This window comes from Flagellimonas marinaquae (assembly GCF_023716465.1).
Classification (GTDB): Bacteria; Bacteroidota; Bacteroidia; order Flavobacteriales; family Flavobacteriaceae; genus Flagellimonas; species Flagellimonas alginolytica.
Genome location: NZ_CP092415.1, coordinates 156,141 through 175,844, shown reverse-complemented (window position 1 = coordinate 175,844; position 19,704 = coordinate 156,141). Strand labels below are relative to the sequence as shown.

At 41.8% G+C, this 19,704-nt stretch carries 11 protein-coding genes; 5 read left to right on the top strand and 6 right to left on the bottom strand.

Annotated features, from left to right (window positions below; all coding sequences use genetic code 11):
* Window positions 1-53: 53 nt before the first annotated feature.
* Window positions 54-2,117, bottom strand: coding sequence for a tetratricopeptide repeat protein (locus MJO53_RS00765; RefSeq protein WP_252080051.1), 2,064 nt, complete (start codon window positions 2,115-2,117; stop codon window positions 54-56).
* A 187-nt stretch (window positions 2,118-2,304) separates the two neighbouring features.
* Here MJO53_RS00765 and MJO53_RS00760 point away from each other — a divergent pair, with 187 nt between their 5' ends.
* The 3 genes from MJO53_RS00760 to MJO53_RS00750 all read left to right on the top strand — a co-directional run bounded on the left by MJO53_RS00760 (window position 2,305) and on the right by MJO53_RS00750 (window position 5,245).
* Window positions 2,305-2,583 carry an STAS domain-containing protein gene (locus tag MJO53_RS00760; protein WP_252080050.1) on the top strand — a complete coding sequence of 93 codons (279 nt, stop codon included), beginning with the start codon at window positions 2,305-2,307 and terminating at the stop codon, window positions 2,581-2,583.
* 11 nt (window positions 2,584-2,594) lie between these two features.
* Window positions 2,595-3,824 carry a sugar isomerase gene (locus MJO53_RS00755; protein WP_252080049.1) on the top strand — a complete coding sequence of 410 codons (1,230 nt, stop codon included), beginning with the start codon at window positions 2,595-2,597 and terminating at the stop codon, window positions 3,822-3,824.
* Between the two features lie 185 nt (window positions 3,825-4,009).
* Window positions 4,010-5,245, top strand: coding sequence for a glycosyltransferase (locus MJO53_RS00750; protein ID WP_252080048.1), 1,236 nt, complete (start codon window positions 4,010-4,012; stop codon window positions 5,243-5,245).
* Window positions 5,246-5,277: 32 nt separating this feature from the next.
* Here MJO53_RS00750 and MJO53_RS00745 read toward each other — a convergent pair whose 3' ends face one another.
* Genes MJO53_RS00745 through MJO53_RS00735 form a run of 3 tightly spaced genes read right to left on the bottom strand, consistent with a single transcriptional unit; the run spans window position 5,278 to window position 11,120 of the window.
* Window positions 5,278-6,813, bottom strand: coding sequence for a cellulase family glycosylhydrolase (locus tag MJO53_RS00745; protein ID WP_252080047.1), 1,536 nt, complete (start codon window positions 6,811-6,813; stop codon window positions 5,278-5,280).
* Window positions 6,810-8,030, bottom strand: coding sequence for a hypothetical protein (locus MJO53_RS00740; protein ID WP_252080046.1), 1,221 nt, complete (start codon window positions 8,028-8,030; stop codon window positions 6,810-6,812). The genes MJO53_RS00745 and MJO53_RS00740 overlap by 4 nt, the downstream gene beginning before the upstream one ends.
* Window positions 8,031-11,120, bottom strand: coding sequence for a hypothetical protein (locus tag MJO53_RS00735; RefSeq protein WP_252080045.1), 3,090 nt, complete (start codon window positions 11,118-11,120; stop codon window positions 8,031-8,033).
* 186 nt (window positions 11,121-11,306) lie between these two features.
* Here MJO53_RS00735 and MJO53_RS00730 point away from each other — a divergent pair, with 186 nt between their 5' ends.
* Complete coding sequence (locus MJO53_RS00730; protein ID WP_224836542.1) at window positions 11,307-12,440, top strand: response regulator; 1,134 nt, start codon at window positions 11,307-11,309, stop codon at window positions 12,438-12,440.
* 111 nt (window positions 12,441-12,551) lie between these two features.
* Here MJO53_RS00730 and MJO53_RS00725 read toward each other — a convergent pair whose 3' ends face one another.
* Window positions 12,552-15,584 carry a VPS10 domain-containing protein gene (locus MJO53_RS00725; RefSeq protein WP_252080044.1) on the bottom strand — a complete coding sequence of 1,011 codons (3,033 nt, stop codon included), beginning with the start codon at window positions 15,582-15,584 and terminating at the stop codon, window positions 12,552-12,554.
* 56 nt (window positions 15,585-15,640) lie between these two features.
* The gene (locus MJO53_RS00720; RefSeq protein ID WP_252080043.1) at window positions 15,641-16,411 is read right to left on the bottom strand and encodes an outer membrane lipoprotein-sorting protein; all 771 of its coding nucleotides are present in this window, start codon (window positions 16,409-16,411) and stop codon (window positions 15,641-15,643) included.
* Between the two features lie 277 nt (window positions 16,412-16,688).
* Between MJO53_RS00720 and MJO53_RS00715 the strand changes: the two genes are divergently transcribed.
* Complete coding sequence (locus MJO53_RS00715) at window positions 16,689-19,700, top strand: WD40/YVTN/BNR-like repeat-containing protein (RefSeq protein WP_252080042.1); 3,012 nt, start codon at window positions 16,689-16,691, stop codon at window positions 19,698-19,700.
* The last annotated feature ends 4 nt before the right edge of the window (window positions 19,701-19,704 follow it).

Here is a 19,704-nt window from a genome sequence, read left to right as displayed (position 1 = left end):
CAAAAAAACCCGATCAGTTATGACCGGGCTTTACTTTTTAGAGAATAGAAATTCTACCTTGAAGCAATGCTCCCATTAAAAAAAGGCTGCTTTTTAAAAAGCCACTTCAGTTGTATGCCCACTTCAGTAAATTGGAAGCCTGCTGCAGTCGCCGAGGAAATGTTGCTATATTTTCCGTACAACCCGCCACTCAATCGATTGGTGAATTGGTGTTTTAGATTCATTTCTACCCTAAAAATAGAAGTCATATCATCATCTTCCACCTGCTGTAAACCCGTTGCCGCATTGATTCTATAGGTGGAGTTACCGCTAAATTTTCCGCTCACTTCAGAAAAGAATTCCCCGGCCTGGTATTTTTCAGGACTAAAATAGATGGTAGGCACTTGCTCCGCAAAGGCCAAGTACTGGTAGTTGAGTCCAAACTTTAAGTTGGGCTTTCGCAATGCAGTGTAGTACAAAGAAGTAAACAAAAGGTCGCGTTGGTTGTCATCGCTTTGCTCTGTGTGCATAAGCTGTGTGTACCATCCCAATCCAAAATTGGAACCAAGGTTGTAGTTTAAACCATAATGCTGCATTACAATTTCACGCTCTATCAAATCCGTATTAAAATTTTGCACCTCACGTTGGTATCCAACCTCCAAGTTTTGCAAACGATATGGTTCTGTAACCACTTTTGCACTAATAATGGGTTGCGAGTAGCCATTACCATTGAACTGGGCATTGTTGATTCCTGCTAGGCCCACTACTTTCAACTTCGGCAGCATAGCGTAAGTAACTCCAGCGGTTGCGGTATGCGTATGCGCTTTTGCTGAGGTTTCTGAATTTTCTGTTAATCGGTACTGATAATTTACAACGGTTTGAAACTTGGTGGACAATGGCAGGTTCACCGTTGTATTGGTGGCATATGCTACGTTATTCCCATTATCAAAACTGTAAGAAGCCGTTTCTTGCACATAAGGGCTATATTGTCCGTTTATTTTTTCGATAAGCCCTTGCGCATCTTTTTGGTTTTCAAAAATCGACAAGGTTTTGTTGGTGGCGGCGTATGCCTCTTCTATCCTTCCGAGGGCAAAAAGCGCATTGGCCTTTCCTAAATTTCCATCAAAAGATGTACTGTCCGATGCCAGAATAGCGTCATAATGCTGTAGACTGCTCTTAATATTCCCGGTGTACATTCCATGGGTGGCTTTAAGGGCCAACACCCAATTTTTATCACCAAATTGGTTGGAAAGACTATCGATGTATTTTTTGGCAGAAACAAACTTTCGGTTCCAGATCAGGGCTTGGGCGTAGCGTTCAAACGTCTTTTCCTTAAGTTCGTTATCGTTGATCTTGTCTACTTTATTTTTTGATTGGATGGCAACCTTCAGGGCCACTTTATCATTTTCCCCAATATGCTCGGCCAAGGCAATTCCATTTAAAGCCACAATAGAGTCTTTTGCAGAAATGGCAAGTCTGCGATAGGACGCTTTTGCACTATCGACCTCTTTGGTAATCAAGAATACATTGGCCATGTTCAACAAGGTCTCCCTATCATTTGGAAAATCGTTGAAAATGGATTTTAGTTTGATTTTTGCCTCATCGTAATTCTGTGCCTGTACCAAAGTGTTGGCCAACCCAAGGTTCATGTATTTTTTCGAAGTGAGCGCACTTGGATTACCAGGTTGCAATTGCAAAGCTTTTTCTATCCATTGTAAAGCTTCCTCATATTTTTGAAGATTGCTCAACGTATTGGCATAACCTAAAACAGCACCAAATTTATTGGGATAATCTTCAACTAGCCCCTCGTACAATTTTTCCGCAGCTTTAAATTGCTTGCCCCATAAAAAGGATTCATAATAGTTGATGCGAACCTCGTAATCATCCGGGTGCTTTTCCAACATACCATTAAATAAGGTATTGGCCTTGTTCGGGTTTCCGTTCAGCCCCACAGCACGCCCGTAGCAGATTTGAGCTGTTTTGTTATCGGGATTATCTTTAAGGAAATCACCAAAAAAGTTTTCAGCTTGGGAGAAGTTCCCTTTTTCCAAAAGTTGAAATCCGGTTTCCATTTCGGACTGGGCCAAAACTCCTTGTATGGCGACTACAAAAATGATGATGTGAATAAAGCGTTTCATAGGTTAAGCTTTTGAGGTTTTTTTGATATGGTAAAGTTAAAACGAGTCTTTCCGCGGCCGAAGGGCGAACCTTACCATTCGTCTACAGCTATCCGTCATCCGTCTACACCGTCCAATTTAAAACGTCAAATCAGTGGATATTTGCTGTAACAAGTCGAACAAATTTTAACCTTAACAACTAAAAATCATGGCTTTACAAATCACCGAATGTAGAAGAGTCTTCTCAGTAAATGGGCGATTGGACAGTACCACTATCAAGATTTTTGAAAGACATATGAAAAACTTCATTAAACGAGGTACTACCGTTAAACTTGATTTACAACGAGTTTCGGTAATCGATGATTTGGCAAGTAAGGTATTGATTCAAATGTTTGCCAATGCAGTGCTTTTGGATTGCCATTTCACCATAAATGGATGGTTGCCCAAAAAGGATTTGAAGCAACTGTGTTTAAAAGCCACCTCATAATTTTTTATGCTATGACCGTTCTTAACCTAGTAAAAAACCGAATTTCCCCTCAACAGCTTTTTATGCTGAGTGCCTTATTGGTTAACGGAGGAAACTACATTTATAATTTATTGTTGGGGCGCATTTTGGGTCCAGAAGCTTTTGCGGATGCAGCTTTGTTGGTCACCTTGTTGTTGGTCCTCTCATTTTTGGGAATGACCTTTCAGTTGGTAACAGCAAAATTTGTTGCCACATTACCATCCGATCAATGGGATGTTTTTAGAAATCGAATAGGTGCTTTTGCACTTTTGATTGGATGTTTGTTGGGGGCAATGGTATTTTTCTCTGCACCTATCCTTCAAAATATTTTGCATACGGAAAACGCTTTAATGTTCCGAATTTTTGCAATGGGCGTTCCTATCTACTTTGTAATGAGCGTAAACCGAGGTCAATATCAAGGGGAAGAATCCTTTGCCAAATTGGCCATCTCCTATCAATTGGAAATGTGGGGCAGATTGGGAATTACCCTATTGGCCTTTTTGGTAATTCGTGACCATTTTGGTGCATTGGTCTCTTTTGGAATTTTGGTTTCCCTAGTGTTTGGATTGTTCCCTTACAAAAAGTTGAGCCTTGCTAAAACAGCAAAAGCTCCTATTGGTTTGGAATGGTCAAAGGTGCGGACTTTTATGTTGATTACGGCTGGCTACGAATTGACCCAGATCATCATCAACAATAGCGATATTTTATTGGTGAAACACTTTTTTGCAGCACAAGAAGCAGGTCTTTATGCTTCCTTGGCATTGATCGGCCGCGTGGTGTATTTTGTGGCCTGGATGTTCGTAATGCTGCTATTGCCCACTGTGGTCCGTCTTAAAAAAGAAGGCAAGCCTACAAAACATGTATTGTTTAAGTACGTAGGCTATATAAGTATTTTGTCCGCAATTATTGTAGGAGCTTGTATCTTGTTCCCTAAATTGATCATCACACTACTATTTGGAGATGCCTATTTGTCCATGGCTTCATTGTTATGGCAATATGCCTTGGCCACATCTTTGTTTGCCGTGGCAAATATTTTCACTTATTACTTTTTATCCTTAGATCATTACAAACCCATATGGTTTTCGGCAATTGCCGGCGTGGCTCAGATTACGCTGATTGTTTTTATGCACAGTTGTTTGGCTATAGTGGTGCAAGCTCAAATCTTGGTAATGGCCGCTTTGTTGGTAATGCAATTTCTATACTTTTTTACCAAAGAAAAATAAGCAGTTTAGGTTTTAGGTTGATTAAAGGCCAGGAACATGTTAAAGTGTCCTGGCTTTTTTGATTATCCGGTGCCTTCTGCCATTCGTCTACACTTTTTGTTCAACCGTCCTATAATCGCCTTTTTTACAGGGTTTTGTGCGGATATTTGTATCACTAAAATCTTATAGAACAAAAACTTAACCTTATGAAACTAGCAATCGTAACAGCGTATCCGCCAAGTAAAGTAACCCTTACCGAATATGGATACCATCTGGTAAAACATTTTAGACTTCAAGAAGAAGTAAGCGAGATTGTATTGCTTACGGACCATACCGAAGCACCAAAAGACCTTTCCTTTGAAGAGGAAGGATGTCCTATCACTGTTAAGGAGTGTTGGAACTTCAACGACCTTAAGAATATTTACAGAGTGACCAAGGCCATCAGAAAAGAAAAACCGGACGCTGTTTTGTTCAATCTTCAGTTTTTGAAGTTTGGTGACAAAAAGGTTCCTGCCGCTCTTGGACTTTTATTGCCTTTTGTTTGTAAAATGATGCGCATCCCAACCATCTCCTTGTTGCACAATATTTTGGAGCAAGTGGATTTGGAAAATGCCGGAATCACTCAGAACGGATTCCTTCAAAAAATATACAACTTTATTGGCACCACACTAACACGCTTTGTATTGGCGTCGGATGTATTGGCCGTTACCATCAGCAAGTACAAAACTATTTTGGAAAACAAATACAAGGTAAATAATGTTGCCCTTGTGCCACATGGTGCCTTCGAAACCCCACCAGCTCCCAACTACGATTTACCAAAAGGCCCTATGCAGGTAATGGCCTTTGGAAAGTTTGGGACCTACAAAAAAGTGGAGCCAATGATCGAAGCCGTTGAATTATTGCGTACAAAATCCGATCTGGATATTGAAATTGTAATCGCTGGGACGGATAGTCCAAACACACCAGGATACTTGGAGAATGTGCAACAGACATACAGCCATGTAAAGAATCTAAGATTTACCGGATATGTGGCCGAGGAAGATGTTCCACATATTTTTGGAGACAGTGCCGTAGTGGTTTTTCCTTACACATCTACAACAGGAAGTTCCGGAGTATTGCACCAAGCAGGAAGTTATGGAAAGGGGGTAGTGTTGCCAGATTTGGGAGACTTGGGCATCTTGGTCAGGGAAGAAGGCTACCGAGGCGAATTCTTTGAGCCGGAGAATGTGGAATCTTTATCCAAAGCATTGGAAAGTATTTTGACCAATGAGACGTACAGAACTCACTTGGGGAAAGCAAATTATAAAGCAGCATGTTCGCTGCCCATGTCCAAAATCACCGAAATGTACCTGGATCATTTTAAAGTGATACAGGCAAAAAAAGGATTGTTGCCAACTCCTGCGCAAGAATTACAGGAAATTAACGAGACAAGTATAGCATAGGTTTTTAGGTTAAGTGTGAAAGGGGGATAACTTTAGTTAGTTGTCCCTTTTTCTTTTTTTATGATTGTATGATAGGCGGGTTTCTTCTCACCATTCAGATCTATGAGGCCAAAATGCTTTTGTGGTGCTTTTCGCCAGGGTTTTCTACCCACCACTTGTGTTGGCACGGTTTCAAAATCGTGCAGGGTCCAAATAAAGGAAGGAAGCTGCTCCTCTTCCAAAACAATTTGTATTTCAGACAAATAATTGGCTTGAGCCTCTTTTGAGTTGGAAAACAAATTCCAAATACCGCTGTAACTCGATTTTCCGTATTCTTCCAACACCATCGGCTTTTCCCCGATCGCTTCTTTCAAGGCAGCGACTCGCTCTTTTAGATTTTTTGGTTCTTCGTAATAATGGAAAGAAACAAAATCTACTTGCTCGACCAAGTTTATCGCCGCTTCGGGGGCAAACCATCCAATGGTAATAGGGTGGATGCTATCCTTCTTTTTAATGAGTTGTGCCATTTCCGAAAGCCAACCCAGTACATTTTCCTTGCCACGACTGTCAAAATCGAGGTCAGGTTCGTTTTTTAGGTCCCATCCCAACAAAGCTTCATGATTTTGTAATCGGGAAACTACGGTTTCGGCGTGTCGGTGGGTCAGGGTCCAGTCCATTAGCTCATAATTCCCATAAAAATCGAATAGGGTGACCAAAACTTTCAGGTTGTTATGCTGTGCCAAGTTTAGCAATTCTTCAAGCTGGTCAAGATATTCAGTTTTTACCGAAGCAGCCCCGAATGTTTCGTAGGGAACAAATACCCGAACGGAATTTAAACCTAGGGATGATATGGTCTCAAAATCAGCAGTAATGGCCTCGCTGTCAAAATTCTTCCCGAACATATCCCATGGGTTATCCTTTGGATAATAGTTGATTCCCTTTAATGAGTTCACATTGAATGAAACCTCTTCCCTTTGTGCTTGGACTTCAGGTGGATTTTGAATTTTAACCATTTGCCGAACTCGCCAAAAACCATCTTCCAACATTAAAATTACTTGATAACTATGTGTGGATTTTTGTTGCTGCAGGAATTGCCCGTTAGCAAATATTTTTTCAACCTGAACCACATGGTTATCAGTAAGCACGGCCAATTTCCCATCCAAACTATAAAACTCCAATCGAGGATGATGAGATAGGGTAGTGGCTTCTATCCGAACTTGATTGTCCAGATTGTTCTTGATCAATTGTTTGAGATGTTCTCTGGCGTCTTCGGTGTAGTAATCTTCAATTCCAAGTACGTCAAAAGTTGATAAGGCAATATTTTTTACATACCAAGCATTGATATAGTCTTTTTCGAGTTCGCTTAGGGCCTGTTGGGATATTTTTCTGCCACGTTGCCCATTGGTTGTCCATACGATTTTGGGTTGATATGCTTTTTCTATAGCACCGCCAATATGAAGAATGGAAGACTTGTCCGCCCCAGTGTTCAGAAAACTCCAAGCGGCCGCCAAACCATAGATGATACCTGCATTTAAGGCCAAAAAGCTCAATAAGAGCAAGGATCTGTATAGGTTTTTCCGAGCCATCATTCAGTTTTATGGTTAACCGATTTTTTGATTCCTGCTACAATTACAAATCCCTTGTGGGTATTCGCATTTATCCCTTCGGGAAGTTCAAATACTCCCATTCCTTTTCTTGTGGTATTACTTAAAGTCAGTACTGACTTCCCATCTGAATCTTGCATTTCCAATTGGATGCCCATACCATCGGGAACCCATTGGCCCATATAACTAAGAATAGGTCCAACGCTGATGATTCGGCCATCTTTCGAGCTATCCACCAAATAATCCATTACGGCTGCATCAAAATTCAATTTTAAGCTATTGCTTTGTGATAGTCCGTTGATGTGTGCTTTTACCTTCCACTCCGTTGCCACTTCGGGATGGAGCATTTTGCCTGTTGCAACACCGTTCAAGGTAGTGCCGTACGTCTGTAAACTATTGCCAGAGGCATCCTCGACCACAAAATTGACCAAGGTTCCATCGGCAACAATATTATTGTTTCGATCCCTAATGGTTGAGGTGGTAAAGGAAACTATCTGATTACCATCCGCATAGCTATGCTGTCTTTCAAAATTGATAGCGAAATAAGCAGCTTTAGTAGGCAGAACGCTCACGGTAAATTCTTTGGAAATTTGATTCTCAAGACGAGACCCTATAAAAAGTTCGCCTACGGTTGATTTATTCCCAACATAGGCAAAAGAAATCATATCCTGCACCAATGTGGTGTTACTTTTTTGATCGGACTTAAACTTTTCCGTTAGTGTGATTTGAGTACTATCTGGCATGGGGTTTCCAAACTTGTCCTGCGGCAAGGATACGATCATGGCTTGGTCTTTTTTATCCGCAAAAATGCTGGTCGGTCCCAAATAGGTTTCCATGGAAACGGCCAAGGTAGTACTAGGTCTTATGAAAAAGTCACCTGTTGCGGTTATCGTTTCATTGCCAATTAATTTCCATTGCACCCACCCGCTTTTTTGGGCAACAGTTGCTGGAAGCGAAAATGTTATTGAGGTTTGAGTGCTATCCGCAGGGATGGCTATAGTGCCCCAACCATTTTGAATCAATAGGAGTTGGTTCTCTTTTTCTCCATCAAACTGAAGGGTAATGGCCTCGCCAGCTATAAACTCCTTTTGGGTGGATATAATTTGAATGGGCTCCACCGTTTTTCCCAAATTGGTATCAACAGGTTTGGAGCAACTGATTGCTCCTAAACATACTAGCCCTATGTATTGCCAAAATTTCATCTATTTGGGATTACCGATATAATTGTTCAACTCCACTTTAAAATAGTGGTAACCTTCTCCGTTGTATGGACGCATCATTTCCCATTTAACCACTTCGTTTCTATCCGAAAAATAATTGTTGGTGATTTCAGCGTTGGGTGTTCCATTCACGTAACAGTTTTCCAAACCCTCTGCAATCACCTCGATTTCGTTCAAGTCCAACATAGGAATTTCGAAGGTCTGTTTCCGTTGGATACGGATGCCATCCAATGTAAAATGATGATCTACCCACAAAATATCGCCTTGGTCCGAATAGTAGGAGGTCAAAATTTGAGGTATGGTCACCTCTTGGGTACCGTAATTAAATAATGTCCCCGTTAATAGGTTTTGGTCCAAATGCCAGTTTTGCAAGGCCACCGATTTGTATAGATCAGAAGTGGCCACGTTGCCGGCACATTGCAGGTCAAACGTAACAGGTTGCTCTTCCAGGCTGATCGGGGTAAATTGGTCGGGATCAAAAGTGGGGGGCAGGGTATCCTTTGTGGACGACCACGCAATACCTTCAAAATCTATTCGGAAAGATGTGGTTTCCTTTGGCATTAGCTTGTGTTTGGCATGGAATTTTACATCGTGCTGTGCCAATTCCTTGTCGTTTTTATTGTACAGCGTGCCTTTTATGGAGACATCCGCAGGTACATTGTCGATATTCTGAAGTTCACCAACAATACTATAACTGCCTTTGTATTTTACCAATTTTGCCGACAATACCTCTAAAATAGGTTGCCGAAGGATATCCTCATGGTAGGTTTGCTGTGTGGTTATCCGTCTACGACCGTGATTGTAATATTGGGTTTGGTTGGACGTGATCAATTGGTTGGGCGGAATATCGTTGTCCACTTTTTTGGGTTTGATGTACCACTGTCCGTTCTTTTTAACGACCGTGTGTTGATAATTGCGGGCCACTTTCTCCAACGGCGTGATCCATTTGGTGGCCACTTCCATTTCCACATAATTTTCAGATGTTTTGGTTTCAGTGATGCCGATTGCGTCCAATTTGGCGTAGGAACTCAACAGGCCGTCGGTAACCGAAACTTCCAACATATATTGAGAAAGACTTACTTCTTCTTCTGGGTCTAAATAGGAATGTGCTCTTTCAAATTCTTTAAAATCCAAGGCATCATAATAGGCTTTTACTACATTTTTAGCACTTATTTGGGTGGCATTGTCCAAATAAAAATGATAGATGCCAAAAAGGAAGATACCGATAGTACTAATGGCCCAAACTCCATTTACAAAAGATAGTCCTGTGGAAATTCCATTGTATTTGGGTGCGTGATGAAAATAATCGTCCACCGGGGCAGCTTTTCCCTTAAGCTTCCAGTACCATGGAATTTGAATATTGATGATAAACGCCAGAATCAAAGTCCCTACAGGAATCAGTCCCCACATCAGTTTCAAGAAATTGGGTACGTCATCTTTGGGAATTACCTTGGGCAAAGGGGAGATGTTGAGACGCTCCCAGACCATAATGCCGTTCTCCAATTGTTGCAGGCGCTGCCATCCGCAGAAATAGAGAATGGGGTCGTAAAACTTATCATTGGAAAAAATGTATTTCAGATTGTATTTTTCAGGTACGGTCAAAAATTGCTGTAGGGAACCAATGCCCTCCACACCCCTGAACTTTGAATTCTCCAACCGTTCAATGGCCCTAGTGGTCAGTTCGGGCAACCTACGCGCAGAATGATAGTTGCCATCCACCGTCATGGCATTGGTCTGTGCGGACAGCCAGGCCATTTGATCCCCAAAACCGAGCGGTAAATAGCGCCATCTATCGTGCTCATCTTGATTTAGAAAATTAACAATGGGCAGCATGTTTATTTTCTGTGGCTGAGAGGGCCTAAAATAATTTAAGCTCATGGTAAAAATGGCCATGGCGATAAAGCTGATGCCCAATCCACCGGCCAAAACATAATGTAGTGGTTTTTTAAAGGCTTTTATCAATTGTTGTCTAAAGTCACCTTCTACCAATCTAAAAACAAATTCGCCAAAAATGGGCAGAGCCATAATGGTGGCCCAAAGCGTAAATCTATCCAACGTAAGAATATTGAACGCGGTATCTCCCAACAACATTTTGGGCAAGGGCGTAGTGCCTCCGGTACCCAATAGGGTCAGCATGGAAAAGGACAATCCAAAAAACAATAATCGTTTACTGTAGAATCGATAAAAAAGGTAGGGCAATATAAAAAGGAGTACTCCCCAAGGGATGAGAAAAAAGACCAAGCCCGAAGAGGTTACCTCCAGAAAATTATCGCGAGATCCATGCGGAATCGGAACCTGTGTAATCGGATTTTTCTTGGAATTGACCCAATAGGGCAATATACAGCCTACAATGGCCACTAAAGAACCGCCACCAAATACAACAATGCGCCAAAACAATCTCTTGAACTGTTGCAAAAAAACCTTGAAGGTAATTTTGGTGTTGATGCCCACAGCCTCCTTACAGGCATCCATAATTACCAACCCTATCAATGGAAAAATAAAAAATACCATACCAAAAATTGGGGTCACATGATGGGAGGTTACAGTAACTGCAATCATGGAAAGCGAGGAAATCAACTTGAACTTTCTACCGGTCTTTATCCACATGTAGATTTCGGGCAGGGCGTGCATTAAAATGGAAATACCCATTAAACTAGGTAATTGACCAAAAATGTGCAAGGTTTCCAAAAACATAGAAGAGAAGGCAGCAAGAAGGGCAGTGTATCCTGCGATTTTACGATTGGCCGTAATAACTAGGGCAAAACGGTATGCTCCGGTGATGAACAATGCAATGATAAACAGAGCCATGGTAAACAATCCGAACTTTAATCCTCCTACATAGGAAAGCAAAGCCATACACTGGTGAACCAATGGAGGATACCCTTGTACGGTAAACCCGGTGTACCAGCGATAATCCCATGGTTCGAACCAGCTGTTTGCGTAGTGGTCGGCAAAAAATAGGTGTATAAGGGCATCATAGGTGGATTCCAACGTAAAAAAGATGGTCGCCCCGTGAAAAATAAGCCCAAAAACCAGCGCAATGGCCAGTGTTATGTTGGTTTGTTTTTGCATTGATATCTGTCAGAAAATATAACAGTATAAAGGTCTAAATATTGTTGGAAATACGATGAACTATCCATCGGCTCAGCTTTACCATTCGTCTACACTTAATTGATTTCCAACTTTTTTTGGAAATGTAAAACAACGGTTAGTAATAGATTTGCTTCAGAAATTGTTCAAAAACCTAAAACTTAACCTATGAAAATTTTAGCAATAGACGATCAGCAACTAATCCTACTTTCGGTTCAAAGAAAATTAATCGAGTATGGATACAACGTAAAAACGGCTACTTCTGGAAAAGAAGGAATCCAAATTTTTGAAGCGTTCAACCCTGATCTAGTGATCTTGGACATGAATATGCCGGAAATGTCGGGTTTGGATGTAATCGCCAAAATAAAAGAGATCAATATGAATACGCCGATATTGGTAATGTCGGGTAATGATGATGAGGAAGTAATCCTGAAAGGTTTCGAACTTGGGATTTACGATTATATGAAAAAGCCTATCAGTTTGGACGAAATGGTAGCTCGCGTAAAACGTACTATTGGAGCTCCATTGATCGTGTTCAATCAAAAAGGAAATACAACCCAGAAAATCCAAAAAAACTGCGTAGGTGTAGTAATTCCATGTTACAACGAAGCGGAAAGACTTTCTGGAAAGGAATTTCAGGATTTTGCAAAGAAACATCCAGGTTATCACCTTTGCTTTGTTAATGATGGAAGTACGGACAACACTCTTGAGGTTTTGGAAGAAATAAGAAGAGGTAACGAAGAAGCCATCAGTATTTTCGATTGTAAAGTGAATGGGGGAAAGGCGGAAGCAGTTCGCCAAGGAATGTTGCACTTGGCCAAAGACGACCAATTCGATTACTTAGGTTACTTGGATGCAGATCTCTCTACAGACTTCGCTGATTTTGATGAATTGGTTCGTACCATCGAAGGTTCTAATTTTGATATTGTTAGTGGTTCCCGAATTAGTAGAATGGGGGCCGATATTACCAAGGAATCTGCCAGAAAAATCATTAGCAAGACAATAAACCTGATTATTCAAAAAATCTTGGGTATGCCTTTTAAGGATACTCAATGTGGTGCCAAGGTAATGCGTCCGAATACAGTAAAATCGGTTTTCAACAAACCATTTAAAACAAGATGGTTGTTCGATGTGGAAATTTTTAAAAGAATGGGAAAAACGTATGGAAGGGAAAAAGCAACATCTTTAATTTGTGAGCAGCCTTTAAAAAGATGGATACATGCAGATGGTTCTAAATTGTCCATGAAGGATTCCATCAAGATTCTATGGCAATTGGGTCAGCTGTCCATAAAATACAAATAATTCACACCGATTACGTTGTAAAGAATCTTGTTTAAGATGTATATGACGTTGATTTGGCCATAAAAAAAGAGCCGCATAACTATGCGGCTCTTTTCTGTATTGAAAAGCATTTTATTTGCTTTCCAGGAAATCTTCAAAGGACATAAGTGCTAGTTCTTGTTTTTTTAGATACTTGTCCTTCAATTTGGCAAATTCTTTTTTTGCATTATTGAACCTTTCGGTTATCACCTCAAAGTTTTTAAGTTCTGCAGCAGAAGGTTTATCGTAGCTCGAGGCCACCTTACTGTAAAGGTCGGCCATACGCTCGCGCAATTGTGGCTCGGCGGCACCAACATAGTTGTCGCCGGTAGTAATCACCAAGGTTTCCTTGAGGTTGTTTAACTTTTCCTTGGTTTTTTTATCGCCCTTTGTGGCAGCGTTTTCTACAATTTGGTCCAACTCGTAGACCAAATAGGCGAGCTCTTGGGTCATGTTGTACAACTTCATGGTGGTGGCCTCTTTAAGTTCGCGATCTTTGGCCGATAAAGGCGAATTCTTGTCGTTCACTAAGTTGAACGTATGCTCAAAAGTTTCTTTACCTTTTGTGATAACGGCCTTGTAAGTGCCCGCTGGGACCTGTGGTGCCGTGAAACCTCCGAAGCTAAAGGTTTTTCCTTTTGCTACTTTCGGTGTTTTTCGAGTGTAGTTCCAATTTACCACATTTATTCCTTTGGACTTACCTGGACCTAGCTCTGCAATTTGGTTCCCTTCCATATCTTCGATGACCATCGTCATTTTTCCAAAAGTGTGTCTCTTTTTTAAGTAATATTTAATCTGAACATCTTTTGTTTTGCTATAGCCAACGAATTGTGTCTCTGCTCCAAAATTTCCACCAAACGAGCTGGTTTCGCTTATTTGGGTATCGGGCGTATCGAAAAAATGTAGGTTTTTGGTCAGTACATCGTTGTTTATGCTCCTTAGTGGAGAAATATCATCTATAATTATCACACCTCTTCCATGTGTTCCCATTACTAAATCGTTGGTCTTTTTGTGCAGTTCAATATAGTGGACTGCGACCGAGGGCATATTGTTTGTAAATTTTTTCCAATTTTTTCCGCCGTCCATGGTTATGTACAATCCAAATTCAGTGCCTAAGAACAAAAGATCTGGATTTTCATAATCTTCTTGGATATTTCGAGCAAAGCCGACCACATCATCGGAGATTACGCTTGTCCATGTTTTGCCAAAGTCAGTGGTTTTGTAGGCATACGGTGTCATATCGTTCATGGTATGCCCATCAAATACGGCGTAAGCGGTACCTTTATCAAAAACACTGGCCTCAATGTGATAGCACCATGTATTTTTGGGCAACCCTGGAATGTTGGCCACGGTGTTCGTCCATGTTTTGCCACCATCTTGGGTTACTTGAACATTACCGTCATCCGTGCCCACCCAGATTACATTTTCATCTACAGCGGATTCGGCAATGGTAAAAATGGTAGTATGGTTTTCGGCTCCAGAATTATCCATGGAAAGTCCACCCGAATCTTCTTGATTTTGTTTTGCAGGATCATTTGTGGTAAGGTCCGGAGAAATAATTTTCCAGGTATCTCCCATGTCTTCCGATTTATGAAGGTATTGGCTGCCCATATAAAATCGGTCCGGTTGATGGGTACTGATCGCCATTGGCGCGTTCCAGTTCCATCTTAGTTTTTGGTCTTCGCTTGCGGGAAGGGGTTGAATGGTCTTGGTCAATTGTCGTTCGGTATCGATTCGCCAAACATTTTCCGCTCCCTGCATTTCCGAATAAATAATGGGTTTTGTCGGGTGCTTCAACACACGGAAACCATCTCCGGCTCCAACAGAGTTCCAGTCACGTGCCTCAACTCCACCAGGGGAAGAGGAAGGTCCCCACCAGCTACCATTGTCCTGCAATCCTCCGTATATATTGTAGGGTTCGGCATCGTCCACACTTATGTGATAAAATTGGGAAAGTGGCAAATTTTCGACTATTTCCATAGTTGTGCCACCGTCCCAAGTGCGATAAACTCCACCATCCGTACCTACATACATAATATCGGAATCTTTGATGCTAAATACAATATCATGAATATCGGAGTGCATGTTTCCGAGATTCTTAAAGGTTTTTCCGCCATCTCGTGAGATGGAACCACTAAGACCGCCCTTGACAACAACATCTTCGTTTTGTGGGTCCACAACAATTCTCGAAAAATAGAATGGTCTGACCGTAATACCAAAGTCGTTGTTCAATTGCTCCCAAGAGGCACCGGCATCGTTACTGCGGTACAAGCCTTTGCGTTCGTCTTTTTCCGCTTCGATCACGGTATAGAGCACTTTGGGATTTGAAGGTGCGACTGCAATGGCCAGTCTGCCCAATTTTCCCTTTGGAAAACCATTGTGGATTTTATTCCAAGTTTTTCCGCCATCGGTAGATTTATAAAGAGCACTTTTATCACCGCCGGACTCAAAGGACCAACCAGTTCTACGAAACTCCCACATGGACGCATAAAGTACATTTGGGTCGGTTGGGTCCATTGCTAGGTCGGCGCAACCGGTTTTTGGGTCTACATATAAAAGCTTCTCCCAAGTGGCACCCCCATCGGATGATTTAAAAACACCCCGCTCCTCACTATCGCCCCAAAGAGCGCCAAGTATTCCAACATATATTTCTTGCGAGTTGTTCGGATTAACGATAATGTTGGCAATACGTTCGGATTTTTCGAACCCTATTTTGTTCCAGTTGGCACCCCCATCTGTGGTTTTATAGAGTCCATCGCCAACAGAAACGCTGTTTCTGGTCCAAGTTTCGCCGGTTCCAACATAAATGGTCTTATCCGGATCGTTTGGATCCAATGCCACTGCACCTATGGATTGGCAGTAATCGTCGAATATGGGATTGAACGTAGTGCCTGCGTCATTCGATTTCCATACTCCTCCACCGGCGGTACCTGCATAGACGATCCTACTGTTGGTAGGGTGTGCTTCCATGTCGTTGATACGGCCGCTCATTAGGGCGGGTCCAATATGCCTTGCGGACAAGTCTCCGAAAAGGGCCTTTCCATCAATATCATCCAAGGTTTGAGCGTACCCCAAAGAAATAAAGCCGACCGCGAAAACGGTCAATACAAAACGTAGTTTTTTCATGTTGTATAAGGTTAAAAAAAAGGCCCTGAACAAAATAGGGCCTTGAGTTTTGATTTTTATTTTTTCTCGGTCTCGCCTACTTCTTCTGGGAAAGCAAACTCAGCATCATCGATGGTAGGATTGAGTTCGATAGCGTCAATGGTAATGGGTTGTGATTGACCATCTTTTACTCCTTGCGTCATTGAAAAGGCAAAGTACATCCCATCTACCTCTTGATAGTCGCTCATGGTAATTTCGCTAATTTGACCTTTGGCGGGTCCCGATTTAATTTCGGAATGTATGGCAATGGGCACAAAGTTGTCCACATCAAAGAAATAATAAGAAATGTCTTCTTCTTGGTTGCCATCGATCGTAACAGGTTCTTTTACCAATTTTATTTTAAAGGTTTCGGCACCATCAATGGTTTCTTTTCCAAGGAGCTCCACTGTATACCCTTTTTCTTTGTAATCGATAAAGGAATCGGGAAAGTCATTGGTGTTCAATTTAAAATTGGAAGTAGATTCCGCATCGGATTTTTCTGCCTTCATGGTCATGAAATTGTGGCTCCAAAGGGTCTCTCCATCAAAAACTCCTTGTTTGATTGTGTTGCCTTGGAATGTAATCTTTGTCATTTGACGACCATCTTTCAAATTATAGATTTCCAAGGGTATTTCCATTCCGCCCTGGTTTACTTTAGCGGTCATTTTCATTCCTTCAATGCTTTTCCAAGCATCAAGTCCACCGGTATTCTCAAAATAGTTTTCCAATATTTCATCGGCAGTTTGCGCCTGTAGTGGCATAGTCAGGGCAAAAGCAATCAGTGCAATGGTGATTTTTAGTGTTTTCATCTTTAAGTTTTAATGTTTGATAACCATAAGTATTAAAGGTAGGTAAATTGTTACATCATTTGGGAGGACTTTTTATAAAAAAATTAACAGATCGTACAATTTGTCAATAATGTTCACAACGATTTTTTATAGATGGGTTGTTAGGTGTTCTTTCTATCTATCAAAGGGTTGGGTATTTACTGTTCAACGGAAATTGATAGGAATTCTGCCAATGACCATTTCAGATTGACTAGGTATTTAGTAGATTTGGGAAGAAACCAAACTATCTGACTCACTCATGATTCTAAAACAACGACCTTATTATTTTCTGTTTGTCTTTTTATTGACTTGCGCAACCTTTGCCCAGGACTTTGAAGCGTTGCAATACAGAACCATTGGCCCTGCACGGGGTGGAAGGGTAACAACCGTTACCGGAACTCCTATGCAGCCGGGAACTTTTTATTTTGGTGCAACTGGTGCCGGAGTCTGGAAAACCGAAGATTATGGGACCAGCTGGTACAATATTTCCGATGGATTTTTTAAAACTCCTTCGATAGGAGCCATCGAGGTGGCGGCCAATGATCCCAATATTATCTATGTAGGCACAGGTTCGGATGGTATCCGAAGCAACATTATATCCGGTAAGGGGATGTACAAATCCATAGATGCCGGTAAGACCTGGGAGCATATCGGATTGGAAAATGCCGGACAGATCGGGGCAGTTGAAATTGATCCGATCAATAGTAATATTGTTTGGGTGGCCGCTATTGGCAATGCATTCCGTTCCAACGAGGAGCGAGGTATTTACAAAACCATCGATGGTGGAAAAACCTGGCAAAAGATGCTTTATGTTTCGGATGAAACAGGATTTGCCGATTTGGAACTGCTGCCCGGTAACCCCAATGTAGTGTACGCGGCCGCTTGGAAAGCTCGCCGTACCCCTTGGACCATAGATTCTGGCGGTAAAAATAGCGAAGGCGGCATATATAAATCCGTAAACGGCGGAAAAGACTGGGAAAAACTGGAAAATGGTCTGCCAAAAGGATTGATCGGAAAAATTGATTTGGCAGTGTCAGCAGTCGATTCCAGAATATTGTATGCCGTGATCGAGGCACCAGATAAGGACAGAGGCTTGTACAAATCCGTGGACCAAGGAAAATCCTTTGCCCATGTTTCCGATGATATTAGATTGGTAAACCGACCCTTTTACTACACGAATATAGAATTGGACCCTACCAATCCAGATGTTGTTTTTTCCAATGCCAATCCTTTGATTAAATCGGTTGATGGAGGAAAGACCTGGAAACGTATGAGTGTTCCGCATGGGGATAACCATGATATTTGGCTAAACCCAAATAACCCAGATCTTTTGATCCAATGTAACGATGGTGGCGCCAATGTTTCCCACAACGGAGGAAAAACGTGGTCCACACAATACAATCAGCCAACCGCGGAAATCTATCAAGTGGCCGTGGACGATCAATATCCTTATTGGGTTTACGGGGCGCAGCAGGACAATACGACCATTGCCATTCCGAGTGTGGCACCCTTGGCAACCACAACTCCCAACGAAACCATTATGATGAATGTTGGTGGTTGCGAAACAGGTCCCGTAATCCCAATGCCGGGCAACCACTATATCGTCTACAACAATTGTAAGGGCCGTTTTAGTGTTTACAGTAAAAAAACGGGTCAGAGTCGCGAATATTCCATTGGCGCATCAAATATATATGGGCACAACCCTAAAGACCTTAAATACAGGTTTCAGAGGGTGGCTCCGATTCATGTATCCCCTTACGACCCAGAGGTGGTTTATATGGGGTCGCAGTTCTTGCATAAAACCAACAATGGAGGTAAAAACTGGGAAATTATTTCTCCGGACCTTACCGCCAATGAGCCGGACAAACAGGTGATTTCTGGAAATCCTATCACACGCGATATCACCGGAGAAGAGTATTACAGTACACTTTACTCCATTAAGGAATCCAAAATAAGCCAAGGATTAATTTGGACGGGCTCCAACGATGGGGTGATTTCAATTACTAAAGATGGTGGAAAAACATGGAAGAACATAAGTCCGAAAAAGATGCCCAAAGGGGGCAGGGTAGAGTCCATTGAGCCGTCAATTTATAACCCGGCCAAGGCCTACATAGCTGTGGACCGACATTTGTTGGGCGATGAGACCCCTTATATTTATAAAACTGAAAATTATGGGGAAAGCTGGGAGTTGATGACCACAGGCAGCAATGGAATCCCATCGGATCATACGACTAGGGTAGTCCGAGAAGATTCTATCCGCGAAGGACTTTTATATGCAGGTACCGAGTACGGTATGTTCATATCGTTTGATGATGGGGAAACATGGAAGAAATTTCAGCAAAACCTACCGGTAACACCAATTACCGATATTACTTTGTTCCGCGGAGACCTTATTTTGAGCACAATGGGGCGCGGCTTTTGGATATTGGATCAGGTTACAGCACTTCAAGATGAAAACATTACACGACTTGACGATACCCCGGTGTTGTTCAAGCCGCACGACACATATAGGTACCAAACACCCTGGGGAGGGGAATTTCCGGAGTACCCTTCGACCAGTGTAACCATGGATTACTATTTGCCATCGGATATCAAAGATGGAGTAAGTCTTCAAATTTTGGATGCACAGGGAAATGAGGTAGCTACTATTGTTAATGATTCCAACAAATTAAAGTCGACCACCGAAAAAGTAGAAAACATGAACTTGAGCATGACTTTTGTTTATATGGACGAAAAGTTGGAGACAAAAAAAGGGTTGAATAGATTTGAATGGAATCTCGAACAAAAAGGGCCATGGGCCAAAAATGAGAAGAGAAGGTATAAAAATGGCCCCATGGTCTTGCCAGGAAAATATACAGCTCGCTTAACCGTCGGGGAACAATCCTTCGAAAAGCAGTTCGAGGTATTGATGGATCCAAAATTGGAAGGCGATGGAGTGTCTTTGGCGAACATGAAAGAACAACAGGAACTACAATTTAAAGTTATCGAATTGCTGTCCGAGGCAAGAATGTTACAGGATAAGGTCGAGAACAAAATCGAGGAACTGAAAATGGCCAAAGCAAGCGAAGATGAACTAAAAAAGTACAAACAGGTCTTGAGCGAACTCAAAAATGCCGAAGGAGCCTACCCCGAAGTGGTCTTGGTGTCTCAAATTACCTATCTCTATTATATTTTGAGCGGTGCCGATAAGCAGCCAGGCCAAGAAGAAAAAGATAGTTATCAGGAACTGTTGGCCCAATTTAATGCTCTTAAACAAAAAGCCGGGCTATAAAATA